The sequence below is a fragment of the Rhizobium tumorigenes genome (genome assembly GCF_003240565.2).
GTDB lineage: Bacteria > Pseudomonadota > Alphaproteobacteria > Rhizobiales > Rhizobiaceae > Rhizobium > Rhizobium tumorigenes.
In genome coordinates this window covers 280,865-295,123 of record NZ_CP117258.1, presented here as the reverse complement: position 1 = coordinate 295,123, position 14,259 = coordinate 280,865, and the positions used below count along the sequence as shown (strand labels likewise).

Sequence of the window (14,259 nt, the reverse complement as noted above, 5' to 3'; positions counted from 1 at the left end):
GCGTTGGGAATACCAGTCACATTCCAGGGATGCGCGGGGTTTATCCATGATGGCGGTGGCACCACAGGCGTGGTCATGCTGCCAGCCTGGGGGTTCGAGGAACTGACGATCCGGCGCGGCTGGGCCGGGTTTGCGGAGAGAATGGCGAAAGCCGGTTATTGTTGTCTGCGCTTCGACTGGCCCGGCGCCGGCGACAGCATCGGAGATACGGAAGCCGGCGTCTCGCTGACCGACTGGCTGGACGCCGTCAAGGCAGCGGCGAACCTGATGATCGAACGTTATTCGATGGAGAGGATCGTCCTCGTTGGCCATGGCGTGGGGGGACTGCTGGCACCACACTGCGCTGATCTCGTTTCTGCAGCCGCCATCGTCCAGATGGCCCCGCAGAGCGAAGGCCGCACTGGGCTGCGCGAACTGGAAATCCTCGGTCGCCTGATCGGCTCCTTCCTAAGCCTGCCCAATGCCCCCTCGAAGGACATGATTGAGATCGCCGGCCACTCCATCTCGCTGGCACTTGCCAAGGGGATCGCCGCGCTACGGCTCGATGAGGGCACCCGCCCGCGTTCGCCGACTCCGCTGCTATCCGTCTTGAGACCGGGCACTCCTGGAGTTGCAGACTGGCCGCAGCGGCTTGCAACTGCCGGATTTACGGTAACGGCTGCGCCCTACACCGGGTCTGAGGGATTTCTCGCCTATAACCAAGCTTCTATCCCTCCGGTCGAATGTTTCGAAAATGTCTGTGCGTGGCTGGTGCAGACGGTGCCGCCGGGCAGACAGCAGGTCCCCGGGCACCAGCAACTGGCTGAGGCTCTGCGCGGCAACGGCTACAGCGAGAGGCCGATCCTGTTCGGGCCCGGCGGACGGCTGTTCGCCATTCTCTGCCTGCCGAATATATCGCCGCCGCGGGCAACCATCATATTGATCAATTCAGGCGACAACTACCACATCGGCTGGGCGCGCATGCATGTCGAGTTCGCTCGGAAGCTGGCGCTACAAGGCGTTGCGAGTTTCCGGATCGACACCGGCGGTATCGGTGACGCTGAAGATATCGATGGCCACGCCTACTATGTCGACGGGCAAACCCGGGACGTCATCGAGGCCGTCACGACGGTCGAGGCGCTCGGTCTAGGTCCCGTCCTCGTATCCGGCCGATGCAGTGGCGGATACGCGGCGATCCAGACGGCGGTGGCAGATCCGCGCATCCGGGGGCTGGTCGCCGTCAACACCGTACGGCTCGGACTTTCGCCAAGCGAGACGTTCGAACAGATCATGAGCGGCGGGACGTCGTCAGTCGCAAACTATCGCCGGCGTGCATTCTCGACGCAGATCGCAAGGGATGTCCTCACCGGTCGCAAGTCGCTGCTGGCAGTCAGCGCAAAAGGCATGCGCATCGCCAGAAAACAGCTTTCGACGCGCCTGCCGCATTTCGTCGGTGCTCTTTCGAGTGCCGGGAGACTGAAAGCCGCCATTCGCCAGCAGGCACAGCAGCTGCAAGCCCGCGGAGTTGCCGTGTTTTTGCTGTACGCCGAGAACGATGGCGGCCTGGACGAACTGGCCCGCCATTTCGGCAAGCGCCATGCCTCCGGGTATGACCATGCGACCGTGCGTATCGCAGCCGGAGCGGAGCATAACATGACCGCCCGGCACGCCCGCGACGAGATCCTCAAGGAACTGCTGACATGCGTCGAGGCGGTTGAGCGTCTCGGCAAGGCAGCTTACGTGCTGCCGGGAGCTGAGATGGCTAACAGCAGTTTAACCTAGGGATGTAATGACTAACATATTTTTAAGCTGTCGGATTGTATGAGGAAAGTGGATCAAAGGATTTTTCCCGATGCGCGTGGCGATTGTACATGATTGGCTTTACACGATCGGCGGCGCCGAACGGGTATTGCAGGAGATGCTGCGCTGCTATCCTGAGGCCGACGTGTTTTGCCTCTTCGACTTCCTGACGCAGGAAGACCGTGACCGGATCGGCTTGAAGCAGACGAGAACAAGCTTTCTTCAAAAAATGCCCTTCATGCAGCGGGCGCACCGGGCCTTCCTGCCGCTGATGCCGCTTGCCATCGAGCAGCTCGATCTGTCGTCCTACGACCTCATCATTTCCAGCAGCTATGCCGTCGCCAAGGGCGTGCTGGCAGGGCCGGACCAGCTGCATGTTTCCTACGTGCATTCGCCGATCCGCTACGCCTGGGATCTGCAGCATGCCTATCTCGCGCGCAATCGAAATCCCGTGACGCGGCTTCTGGCGCGGCCGCTCCTGCACAAGCTGCGCATCTGGGATACCCGCACCGCCAGCGGACCGGATCTGCTGCTGGCAAATTCGCACTTCGTCGCGCGGCGCATCCGCAAGGTCTACGGTCGCGAGGCGAAGGTACTCTATCCTCCGGCCAATCTGTCGACGCGCCAACACGAGGCGGTAAAGGGCGATCACTTTCTCGCTGCCAGCCGACTGGTGCCTTACAAGAACATCGAGGCGATTGTCCGGGCTTTCGCCGAGCTGCCCGACCAGCGTCTGATCGTTGCCGGCGACGGCCCGGAGGCGGCGCATCTTCAGAAGATCGCTGGAGCCAATGTAACCTTCGCCGGCTTCGTCAGCGACACAGCGCTGCGTGACCTGATGGCCACTGCGCGCGCCTTCATCTTTGCCGCAGAAGAGGATTTCGGCATCATTTCGGTCGAGGCCCAGTCGGAGGGAACGCCGGTGATCGCTCTCGGGCGTGGCGGCTCCTGCGAGACCGTCGTCGACGGCCGGACCGGCTTGTTCTTCGATCAGCCCGAGCCATCCGCCATCGCTGCCAGCGTCCGCCTGTTTCTTGGCCGCGAGGGTGAATTTTCCCCGGAAAACTGCAAGGCGCAGGCCGCGCGTTTTTCCGCCGAGCAATTCCGCTCCGGTCTGCGCGCACACGTTAACGAAACCATTTCAGCGTACAAGTCGTCTGTAGTCGGATACGTGCCCCGCGATAGATTTACGATGGAAGACGGATGACGCAATGATCGACAGGCGTGACATGGCGGAGGATCGGTCGATCGAAGCCCCGGCCAGCGTGGAGCGCAGCGGTATCGTCGCGACGATATGGCGCCACCGCCTGCTCGCGCTCGCCATCCTCACGACAGTCGTGCTGCTATCCGTCGTCGCGGCCATCGTCATTCCGCCGCGCTATCTCGCAACCGGCTCGGTCATCGTCGCAGAAGACGATCCGGCAACGCGCACGTCGGATGTCTGGGCCCAGAAACAGGGCGACCCGGCCGATCTGGAAAGCCAGATCATGATCGTGCGCTCCTCGCGGCTGCTGAAGATCGCGTTGGCGCAACCCGGCGTCTATGATGAGGTGATCGCCGAATGCCGAAATGCCGGCGCGCGCTGCGCAACCCTTCCGGCCGATTCCCAGCTGCTGGCGGATACTGTGGCGCAACATTACGCGGTTGCTGCCGTCGGCCGGTCCCGTGTTCTGTCCATTTCGTACAATTCTGCACTTCCGGCCACCGCGATGACGCTGGCCAATGCCCTTGTCACGGCCTATCTCGACGACCAGCGCAGCTCCCAGTCCAACAGCCGTGAAGTTGCCGCAAAATATCTGTGGCAGGAGATTGCCAACCTCGACACCGAAATTCGCGACAGTCTTGCCAAGATCGAGGCCTTCCGGCAGCAGAACGGCCTGGTGCAGGGATCGACTGCAGCGATCAGCTCCGAAGGCCTGACCAACGTCAGCCAGCAGTTGGCCGGCGCCGAACAGGCCAAGGCGCAGGCGCAGGCGCGCCTCGACGCCATCAAAGACACGCGAAACGGCCAGGACGCCTCGACGATGGCGCTGGAAAACCGCACAGTCGCCGATCTCAGGCAGCAGATGGCCACGATCGGCAACCAGCTGGCCGCAAGCAACACGGTGCTCGGACCGCGACATCCGCAGCGCCGCATGCTCGAAGCCTCGATGGAGCTGCTGCAGAAGCAGCTTACCGGCGAGATAGACCGCATATCGGCCAATGCCCGCAAGGACTACGAAACCACCTCAAGCCTGGTGACCGCGCTCAAGGCGCAAACCGCCAAGGCCAAGGACAATGCGGCCGATGCACGGTCGCACGAGGCTTCCATCGAAGGCATGGTTCGTGATGTGGAGGCGAAGCGCCAGCTTTATACCCAGCTCTATCAGCGCGCCAGCGAACTGGAGTCGGAGCGAAGGTCGCTGAACGGCGGTGCCCGGCTCGTCAGCATGGCCGAAATGCCAACTACACCGTATTTCCCTAAGAAGATGCCGATGGTGGCGGCGGGGCTGGCCCTTGGGTTGTTCCTTGCTGGCGCAGGCTGCGTGTTCTGGGACCGTTTCCGCGCAGATCTGCGGCCACGGGGAAACAGCATTCGCCCGTTTGCCAGGACACCGAGAGAGCAGGTGCCGGAACCCGTTGCCGTGGCCGCGGCGCCGAATCCGGTTGTTGCCGCAGAGAAGCTGCCGGTGATTGCCGCGCTGCCGGCGTCAGGGCTGGCAGAAAAGCCCGACGAGACGCTTTTGACCATGGCATGGTGGAGCATGCTGTCCGCCGGGTTCCGGCAGAGCGTCCGGCAGATGGCGGCCGACCTCTTGGAAACCTCAGGCGGACGGCCGCTGGTGTTCCTGCCCCTGGGCAATGGCTCGCGCAACGCGCCGTTTGCCTGTCTCCTGGCGGGACAGGCGCTGGTAAAGGGCGGGCTCAGGGTCCTCATGATCGAATGCGCGCCATCGTCTCTGGAATTTGCCGCCGCGTTCGAACTCCCTGCCGATCATCCGACCCTTGGCGACGTGCTGGCCGGAAAAATCGAACCTGCCGCCTGCGTCTCCCGGACGCAAACGCCCGGTCTCGATGTCATTCCGGGTAGGCTGGAGGATATCGAGCGGTTTGCCACCGCCAAGAGGCAAGCGCTGACGGCGATGATGGACTGGGCTGGCCAATACGACTTTGTGTTGCTCAGCGGACCGGCGTTGTTCGATTCCCGCTCCAATCATGTCCTCGCCATGCTAGCGGCCCAGTTGCATATCCGTGCCGTCGTCTGCGCGGACAGCGGTGGCGAGACCGACAAGGAGCTGGATGAGGCGAGCGCAGTGCTGGCGGAGCTCGGTCTTCTCAGCGTCGGCGCGCTGCTCTTGCCGTCAATCGGCCCTGACCGACGCTCGGCAGATGTTCCAGCCCGGCTGCAGAGAAGGAGCGCCTAATGGGCGCACCGCGTGTTCTTTTCGTGAACCAGGCAGGGGTAATGTCGGGCGCAGAATACGTGCTCGCCAGCCTGACTGTCGGCTGGAAGGACGCTTCCGCATTCCTGCTCGAGGGTGGGCCGCTCGAAGACGTGCTTCGCCGGCAAGGCATCGATGTCTCGGTCGCCTCCGGCGCGAAACTCGGCACTATCAAGCGCGACCAGTCTCTGTTTGCAGCCTTGCCGCTCGTGGCGCGACTTATGAGCCTGGTCCGCGCGATTGCCGCTGCCGCTCGCCAAAACGATGTCGTTTACGCCAATTCGCAAAAGGCGTTCCTGCTGTCTGCTCTCGCCTCGTTTCTGGTCCGGCGTCCGCTTATCTGGCATCTGCACGACATCATGGACGGTCGCCATTTCGGTTCAATGCAGCGCCGGATGCAGGTCACGCTGGCGAATATGCGGGCAGCCTGCGTCATCGTGCCATCGCAAGCCGCCGCAGCTGCATTCGTCGCTGCCGGAGGCCGTGCCGGCTCTGTGCGCGTCGTCCCGAACGGGATCACGCTCGACCAGCCGCCGACGCTCGACCGCGCCGCGCTCGGGCTCCCGCAGGGCCCGCTCATCGGCATCTTCAGCCGGCTGGCGCCCTGGAAGGGCCAGCATGTGGTGCTTGAGGCCCTGGAAGCTCTTCCCGGTGTTCAGTGCATTATCGTCGGCAGTGCGCTGTTTGGCGAGGATGAATACCGCAATCGCTTGATCGATACGGTTGGCAGAGCCGGACTGTCGGATCGCGTCCACTTTCTCGGCCAGCGCGCGGATGTTGCCAGCCTGATGCAGGCGGTGGATATCGTCGTTCATCCGTCGGTCGATCCCGAACCATTCGGGTTGACGCTAGTCGAGGCAATGCGCGCCGGGACCCCAGTAATTGCCACCGACGCTGGCGCCTCCGCTGAAATTCTGGATGGCGGCAAGGCGGGAACGCTCGTTGCTGCAGGCGACGCCCGAGCGCTCGCAGAGGCCCTGTCGCGCTTCTTTGAAAACCGTGAGCCCTTCCACGAAAAGGCGATAGTTGGAAAGCAGCGCGTCAACGCCGTCTACGACATCGTCACCATGCGGCAGACCGTGTCCGGCATCGTGGAAAAGGTTGCGGCGGCATGACGGCCACAAGGATCGACGTGACCGGCGGGCTTGATGGGAAAAGCTGGGGCGGAATTCCCGGCTGGCTCACCGCGCTGGCCCTGATCGGCGTATTCGCGGTAATCGGCAATTTTACCGGCGGGCTTGGAAGGCCGCTGTTCGTGGCGGGTTGTATCGGCGTGGCAATCCTTTCCTGGCGCAACGGCATTGCATCGCATTTCCAGGCAAGCCTCGTGCTGTTTGCCTTTGCGCCGTTCGTCAGGCGGGTCATCGACAACGGCGCCGGCTACGACGAGCTTGGCCTGGTGCTGATCGGACCGCTGATGGCGCTTCTCGTGCCTGTCGTCGAACTCCGCCATATCGTCAACCGCAAGGAAAGCTTCGACAGCCGCCTCGGCCCTCTCGTCCTTGTCTGTGGCTGCATCGTCTATGCCGGCGTGCTGTCCCTCCTGCAGGGCAAGATGAACGACGCGGCGAGCGGCCTGCTGAAATGGATGACACCGGTGCTTTACGCAGCCGTGCTGACAATCCGCGCAGACCGCGACGAGATCCTCGATGCCGCCGTGCGCGCCTTTTTCGTCATCCTGCCGATCACCGGCCTCTACGGCATTCTCCAATATGTCGATCCCCAGCCGTGGGACCGGTACTGGATGCAGTTTGCGCCCATCCTCTCAATCGGCGATCCCGTGCCCTATGGCGTCCGGGTCTTCTCGACGATGAACAGCCCGGCGAGTTTTGCGAGTTTTACGGCAGCGGGCCTCTTGCTTGTTGCCTTCCTGCGCACGGGGTGGATTTCGCTGTTCGTCGCTGCGCCGTCGATCCTTGCCTTGCTGCTGACGCTCTACCGCACCGCTTGGCTGTCACTAATCCTGGCGCTGATCTTCTGCCTGGCATTTACCAGCACACGCCTGAAGGCGCAGGCAATCGCCATCTTCCTGGTGCTCGCCGGCGCCGTCGCGGTGACCATCCCGCCCTTTTCGGACGTCATCGGCGAGCGTCTGGCAACACTCGGCCAAGGTAGCCAGGACGGTTCGTTCCAGGAGCGGCTGGTGCAATATTACACCCTGTGGATGCAGCCGGACAGTTCGGTGATCGGCAACGGCTTTACCGTCACCGATGTCGGCTCGGCCGGCCAGATGCCGATCGACGGCATGATCATCGCCTGTTGGATAACCATGGGGATCGTCGTCGGTATCCTCTGCCTCTGCAGCTTCGGCTGGGCCATATCGAATGCCGTTGTGCGATCGCTGGTGCAGCGCTCTCGCCAGGCGGTCATGATCGGGGCGATGGCAATGGGCAGCCTGCTGCAGATTCCCTTGGCCAATATCACGGCAGCTGAGGCGGGGTTCCTGTTCTGGAGCTTCGTCGTCCTGATGCCGCGCGACCCGCTCCTCGGCGAAACGCGCGGTGGCCAGGCGTCATGACGAAAACAAATCAGGAAAACGAGCCAGCCCCGCCGGCCGAGCCTTCGATCAAGAAGGTGGCGGCGAAGCTGTCTAGCGGTGCCTTGTTTAGCAAGAGCCTCGGTTTCGTGCGCGAAGTCTTCATGGCGCATGTCGTCGGTGTCGCTGCACTCGCCGACAGCTTCCGAAGCTCGATGACGATCATTCTGCTGCCGCTCGCCTTCCTGCAGAACGAGAGCGTTCCGGCAATCCTCATTCCGCGCATGCAGGAGGCGGGGCGAAATGGCGAGGCCGCCCGCCGCCTCGCAGCGATGACCGTCGCTCTCTCCGCCATCGGTGCATTGCTGATGGTGCTCACCATCGTTATCGCCGATTTCCTGGTGGATACGATGATGGCAGGCGTTTCGGCTGCAGATCAGCAGGAGACGATCTATTTCGTGCGGATCATGGCATTCTCGATGCCGGCTTCCGTGGCGATCAATTGCCTGGCAGCGGGCGAAATCGCCTTCGGCAAGACGCGCGTGACCAATGCGCGCGCCGCCATGCTCAACATCGGCGTCATGCTCGGCCTCTGCATGCTGGTCCTCACCGGCAAGGGCCAGATGCTCGCCATCGCCTTCACCCTTTCGTTCAACGGCCTTGCGATCTGGGCGATCTGGGCCTTGTGGCGCGAGGGCAACCTTGCCCTTCGCGAGCTCAGCATCGCAGACATCCGGACCGAGACAAACATCTTCCTTAGCCGCCTCGTGCCGTTCCTGCCGCTGCCAGCCGCCGAACAGACGAGCATTTGGCTCGAGCGGCTGCTCGCTTCCAGGCTGACGACCGGCGCGATTGCGTCCATGGATTACGCCCGCACGCTGACCGACAGCGCGCTGCTGCTTGTCAGCCAGCCAATAGGGCTCGCGGTTCTCTCCCACGGCGGAGACGGCAAGCTGAAGGAGCAGGCAGAGGCAATTACGCGTTTCGTCGCCATCGTGATGATGCCGGCCTCCGCTTTCATCTTCGTCTTTGCGCCCGATATCGTCCGCATGATCTTCCAGCGCGGCGCCTTCAATGCGCTCGGCGTCGAATTGACCAGCGAGGCATTGCGCGGCATTTCCATCGGGCTGTGGGCATCGACACTCGGCTGGATCCTGCTGCGGCTGTTGAACCGGGCCAACCGCAGCACGCTCGCCGCCGGCATCCTCGTCGCCTCCTACCTTGCCAATATCGGTATCAATGCGACTTCGGCGACGCTGCAGCACACGCAAACCTACGGAACCTTCTTCCTGGGGCTCGGCGAGACCGTCCGCAGCCTCGTCATGTGCACTGCCGTCATCATCGCACTCGGCACGCCGATGTCGCTGTTCAAGCTGCTGGCACGCGGGCTCTTGCCCGTCGCGCTGATGGCGTTCGCGGGCAGGGAGATTATCGGCTTTTTTGACGGCGGACTTGCGCGTCTTGCCTGTGGTATCGGGGTCTATCTGGTCTCGGTTGTGTTCGCTGCCGCTTTGCTCGCCCCGGAAATATTCGGGAAGCTTTACCGCTCGATAATGTCAAGGAAAGGAACGCCGCCCGATGCCTGACAGCCCTTTGTCACCTCCATCGTTCTCCTCGTCCATGCTCGCAGCCATGGCGCGGTGGACCGATGCCATGCGCAGTGCGCGGGGCTGCTTCTTCACATTTCACCGGGGGGCGCCAGCCGCGATTTGGCCAACGCTGCCAAATCGGAACTTCTATCTCGATCTCGATTTTCTCGACTCTTTGTTGACCTATCTGGCAGCCAGCCGCCGCAGGGTGGTGACGATCGAGGACGGCTTGAAACTGGCGAAAGACCCTCTGACACGCAATAGCTTCGTCAATTTCTCCATCGACGACTGCTACCGCGACACCTACGAGACGGTTGTCCCGATGTTTCGCCGGCACGGCGTGCCGATAACGCTGTTCGTGACGACTGGAATTCCGGACGGGACCCTCCCGATGTGGTGGATCGGTCTCGAGGAGACGATCCAGCAGAGGGATTACATCACCGTAAACGGCAGCCGCTTGGCGACGGATACGGCACAGCGCAAAGTCTCGGTGTTCGAGGACCTGCAGAATAGCTGGAGTGGCCGCGAGGCCAACACGCGCTACGAGAGATTCTGCAGCGAGAACGATGTCGACGCCGCGGCGGTGCATCGGCGGCATGCGATCACCTGGGACATGCTGTCGGAACTGGCGAAGGATCCGCTGGTGGAAATCGGCTCGCACACCCTGTCCCATCCCCGGGTTTCCGGACTTTCGCCAGAGGATGCGCGGCGCGAGCTTGCGGAAAGCCGTACGCGGCTGCGCGAGAAGCTCGGCGTTCCCGTTGCCCATTTCGCCTTCCCCTATGGACGCATGAATGACTGCGGCCCGCGCGATTTCGAGATTGCCCGCACGTCAGGTTACGAAAGCGTCGCGACGACCACGAAAGGCGTGCTCAAGGCCGGCGACGCTCCATATGCCTATCCGCGCGTCACCCTAAATGGCGCTCACCGCAACCTGTTGATACCGGAGCTTCATATAGCCGGCGCGTCGGCAGCTGCCGCGAGGATGCTCGGTCGTGTCTGAGGAGAAACTGAGGGTCATCTCCATCGCCCATACGGGCGTCTCGCGTGCAGCCGGCCGTCTGCGCTACGCACCGTTCGAAGGTCGAAGCGATCTCGACGTTCATCTGGTCGTGCCAAGCCGCTGGAAGCAGTTCGGCCGCAGCATGACCGCCGATCCCGGGGGCGACCCCGGCGTGACCACGCATGTCCTGCCGATCCTGTTCCCCCATGCGGGGCCGTTCAGCTGGTACCTGCACGTCTATCGCGGCCTCGGTCGTCTCATCCGGGAAACGCAGCCACACGTCATCCACCTCTGGGAGGAGCCCTGGAGTTTCATCGCGCTACAGGCCCGCATGCTGAAGGGCGACGCTGCGCTGGTTCTGGAGGTCGACCAGAACATCCTCAAGCGGCTGCCGCCGCCCTTCGAGGCGATCCGCAAGGATGTGCTTGGCCACACCGCCCATCTCCTGTCCCGCAGCAGCGATGCCACCATGGTAGCGCAGGCGAGGGGCTATCGCGGGCCGGTAAGCACGATCGGCTACGGCGTCGACCAGCAGGTCTTCAGGCAGATGCCTAGGGCCGGCGAACGTCCCGAGCCGTCGCCGCTGGTGCTTGGCTATGTCGGTCGCCTGATCGAGGAAAAGGGCATTCACGACGTTCTCGATGCCATGGCCCTGACGAAAGCGCCGGTATTGCTGAAACTGATGGGCGAGGGGCCCTTCGAAGGTGATTTGCTCGACAGGGCAGAGCGGCTCGGTCTCAGCGACCGCCTGACTATCCGCCCATGGGACAATCCCGAAGGCGTTGCCGAATTCATCCGTTCGCTGGATGCACTTGTGCTCATGACGCATCTGACCCCGGCGGTGAAGGAACAGTTCGGCAGGGTCATCATCGAGGCGCAGAGCTGCGGCGTTCCGGTGATCGGCGCGCGTTCGGGAGCCATTCCGGATGTCGTCGGCAAAGGCGGATGGATCGTGCCTGAGCGGGATCCCGGTGCGATTGCCGAGCTTCTGACGCATATCAACGAACACCCGCAGGACAGGATCGACAAGGCGGCCGCAGGGCTCGAAAATGTCCGTAACTCGTTCACCTACGATGCGATCGCCGACCAGCTCCATTCCGCCTGGAAGGCGGCAGCATCAGCCCGCCCCCACACCTGAAGCCTTCAGCGCGTGACAAGCGCCATGTATGTCTCGCCACCGGGAAGGGCTTCGAAGACATAGCGATCGCCGGAGACTTCGTGCGTTTCCCGCAGCCCGTCCCAGCCCCAAAGCTCGATCCGGCGTGCGCCTTGTGGCAGGTCGATGGTCCAGCGACCACCTGAGATATCCGTCCATCCGCGCAGGTTGTGCCATACGAACAGATCCGACTTCGGTCCGGACAGATGCATCGTTCCGCTGTGGTAGGGATCGGACGCAACGATGGTCATGTCGCCGGCGATGCCGAGGACACGCTGCATCACCTTGGAGCGCTCTTCCGGACGCCAGGGTGACTCGCTTGCTGCCATCGCGTAGCCCGGCCCATCGACGCGCGCGGTATCGCCGATATTCCACGGAAATGCGAAGACGGTGACGGGCTGCCCCTTGGCGCCGACAACGCCGAAATTGTCCCAGAAAGCCGTCAGGAAGAGTTTGGCCGAGAGTTTCTCATCCGCCCAGCCTTCGCTGCGGGAGATGTTGAATTCCGTGGCGTAGAAATTGATATCGCGCTTCAGGCCCATGTTGGACTTGATCTTGTCGAAGCAGGTCTGCGCCGAAAATTGACGGCCTTCCGTCAGGGGATACCAGCGGTCGTTGTAATAGGTGTGCAGGTCGAGGCCATCCAGCTTGCCGTTCTCCAGCAGGTCGGCGATGGCCGGACCGTAGCCCCTGAGCGTGGCGTCGCCGTCGATATTGCAGGCGGCAAATCCTCCGGGAACGACTCTAAGCGTCTTGTCGATCGAATGAATGCCGTCGGCCAGTCCTGCGAGCGCGTCGTGATAGTCCTGCTTCGGGATGGTGTTCTGCACATCGGGTTCGTTGATGGCGGCAAAGATCGTTGCGCCGAAATCCTTGATGCCGTTCTCGCGGCCCCAATCGCCGTTCGGACGGAACCGGCGGGCATACTCGACGCCGGCACGGAACCAGTCGCTGTAGGCGCCGACCGGCTGCGGCGGATCGATGTACTGGTAGCTGCCCTCGTATTCCAGAAGCATGACGGGGGTGATGCCCTTGTGATAGGCTTCCATCATTGCGGCGTCGAAGTCGTGCGGCGTGGGAATGCGCTCGAGATCCCGCCAGCCGTAGGAGTTCATCCGCCCGAGGCGGGCACCGATCGCATGCAGGCCCTCGTAAAGGGGGGCCGTCGGCTCTCCTGTCAAATGCGTGACGATGTTGCCGCTTCCCGTACGCCAGCGCAGCGTTCCCTCGGCGGCAGAGGCCTGCCCAGCGACTGACACCAGGACAAGGCTGACGCAGCCCACCCAGCAGAGGAAAGCTCGTGGCAATCGGCTCATGCATATTTCTCCCGGAGCACGTCTTCGGCAAGGCTCACATATCGCCGGCTGATCTCATTCCAGCTGTAGCTGTCTGCCGTGGCAATTGCACCTGCCTTGAGTGTTTGCAGGCCGCTTTCGCTGGAAAAAACGAGGGCAAGCTTCCTGGCGATGTCGTCCCGATCGCGGCCGATGCCGTAGCCGTTGACGCCGTCCTTCAGATACTCCTCGATACCGCCGACACGGGTTGCCAATACCGGCACGCCACAGGCCATTGCTTCCATGCAGACCAGCGAGAAAGTCTCGTATGCCGTCGGAAGCACGAAGGCGTCGGCCGCAGGGTAGATGTGCTCCATATCACGGCGTTCTCCGGCAAACACGATACGGGATGCGAGCGACCCTGCCATGGCGACATAGGGTTTGCGATTGTCCGAGCCGACAACGAGGAGCCACAGGGTCGGATCGTTCAGCGTCTGCATGGCCTGGATGACGTAGGCAAGGCCCTTGCGGCTGAATTCGTGGCCGACGAACAGCAAAAGCCTGGCCTTGTCAGGAATTCCGAATTCGGCACGCAGCCCACAGCCGCCCTGCGGCTCCGCCGTGAACTTGGAAAGGTCTATCCCGTTCGGAATGATGGCGATAAGGTCCGACGGCACCTTATAGTTGTCCATCAGCTCGTGCTTGACCCGGCCCGACACGGCGACGTAGCGGCGATACCGGAGACCGCCGATCATGAGCCGGTCGCGGACGGCAACCCAGGCATGGATCGGGTTGAGGAGCCAACTCCATTGTCCGGCCCGTCGCTTCTCCTTAAGGTTTTCAGCATTCACCGCGTGCACCACCAGGATGTCGCCGTAGAACGTATCGCCATGGCTGATCAGCACGCTTTCTCTCTTGGGCAGGTTCGCGAAATTGGCAGCGATCGTGAAGATCGGCACAACGACCATGCGCCCGGCATAGCGAAACAGCCCCCGCTTCGGGAGGCGGGCGAGCCAGGGCACAATCGGCCGTAGCTTGACATTGGCAGGGGGGAATTGCGGTGTCGTCGATGCCACGACCGAGTTCAACTGGCCGAGTTTGCCAAAGGCGATCGACAGGTCCCACGCGACCCGTTCGGCACCCCCCACTGTGTTGAATTCCTGGATGATCTGGACAATCTCGAAGGTCATGGGTGGTGGGGTGCCTGTAGTTTGTCAACGCTTTGTTGAGGATAACGTAATAGAAGCCGCCTCTAATCATTAACCTTCGCACATTGCTTGTCGAGACCGTAAGCCATTGATGGTTAACGCTAAAAATTTTTCCCGACATGATACATTCCGGACTATCTACTGTATTTCTGATGTATTTTTGCATCGACGGGCATTGCCGATGTTCACTTTCGGCACGTCTTACGCTCGCCCGAAGTAATTCCTTGCAAGGTGTCGATGAACTCCATCGCCGCACTGGATCGGGCCGGCGCTGTATCACAGAGTTTTGATCGCGGCTCTCATTTTGGCAGCGATGGCGGTGCTCGCAAGTTGGGGATAGGATATGCTTGCG

At 62.3% G+C, this 14,259-nt stretch carries 10 protein-coding genes; 8 read left to right on the top strand and 2 right to left on the bottom strand.

Going from position 1 to position 14,259, the window contains the following annotated elements:
* The first annotated feature begins 3 nt into the window (after positions 1-3).
* The 8 genes from PR017_RS24940 (at position 4) to PR017_RS24905 (ending at position 11,407) form a co-directional block, all read left to right on the top strand.
* Entirely contained in the window at positions 4-1,761 is a 1,758-nt protein-coding gene (locus tag PR017_RS24940) for an alpha/beta hydrolase (protein WP_161959365.1), read from the top strand.
* A gap of 70 nt (positions 1,762-1,831) precedes the next feature.
* Complete coding sequence (locus PR017_RS24935) at positions 1,832-2,986, top strand: glycosyltransferase (RefSeq protein WP_111221515.1); 1,155 nt, start codon at positions 1,832-1,834, stop codon at positions 2,984-2,986.
* A gap of 4 nt (positions 2,987-2,990) precedes the next feature.
* Positions 2,991-5,183: a GumC family protein gene (locus PR017_RS24930; protein WP_111221516.1), complete on the top strand. Its 2,193-nt coding sequence runs from the start codon at positions 2,991-2,993 to the stop codon at positions 5,181-5,183.
* Positions 5,183-6,316 carry a glycosyltransferase family 4 protein gene (locus tag PR017_RS24925; RefSeq protein WP_111221517.1) on the top strand — a complete coding sequence of 378 codons (1,134 nt, stop codon included), beginning with the start codon at positions 5,183-5,185 and terminating at the stop codon, positions 6,314-6,316. The genes PR017_RS24930 and PR017_RS24925 overlap by 1 nt, the downstream gene beginning before the upstream one ends.
* Entirely contained in the window at positions 6,313-7,719 is a 1,407-nt protein-coding gene (locus PR017_RS24920; protein WP_111221518.1) for an O-antigen ligase family protein, read from the top strand. The genes PR017_RS24925 and PR017_RS24920 overlap by 4 nt, the downstream gene beginning before the upstream one ends.
* Entirely contained in the window at positions 7,716-9,263 is a 1,548-nt protein-coding gene (locus PR017_RS24915) for a lipid II flippase MurJ (RefSeq protein ID WP_111221519.1), read from the top strand. Before PR017_RS24920 ends, PR017_RS24915 begins: the two co-directional genes overlap by 4 nt.
* On the top strand, positions 9,256-10,269 hold the full coding sequence (locus PR017_RS24910) for a polysaccharide deacetylase family protein (RefSeq protein WP_111221520.1): 1,014 nt from the start codon (positions 9,256-9,258) through the stop codon (positions 10,267-10,269). The genes PR017_RS24915 and PR017_RS24910 overlap by 8 nt, the downstream gene beginning before the upstream one ends.
* Positions 10,262-11,407, top strand: coding sequence for a glycosyltransferase (locus PR017_RS24905; protein ID WP_111221521.1), 1,146 nt, complete (start codon positions 10,262-10,264; stop codon positions 11,405-11,407). The genes PR017_RS24910 and PR017_RS24905 overlap by 8 nt, the downstream gene beginning before the upstream one ends.
* A gap of 5 nt (positions 11,408-11,412) precedes the next feature.
* On the opposite strand, the gene PR017_RS24900 is transcribed toward PR017_RS24905, so the two are convergent.
* On the bottom strand, positions 11,413-12,741 hold the full coding sequence (locus PR017_RS24900; RefSeq protein ID WP_240539079.1) for a hypothetical protein: 1,329 nt from the start codon (positions 12,739-12,741) through the stop codon (positions 11,413-11,415).
* Positions 12,738-13,889 carry a glycosyltransferase family 4 protein gene (locus PR017_RS24895; protein ID WP_240539080.1) on the bottom strand — a complete coding sequence of 384 codons (1,152 nt, stop codon included), beginning with the start codon at positions 13,887-13,889 and terminating at the stop codon, positions 12,738-12,740. The genes PR017_RS24900 and PR017_RS24895 overlap by 4 nt, the downstream gene beginning before the upstream one ends.
* Positions 13,890-14,259 lie beyond the last annotated feature (370 nt).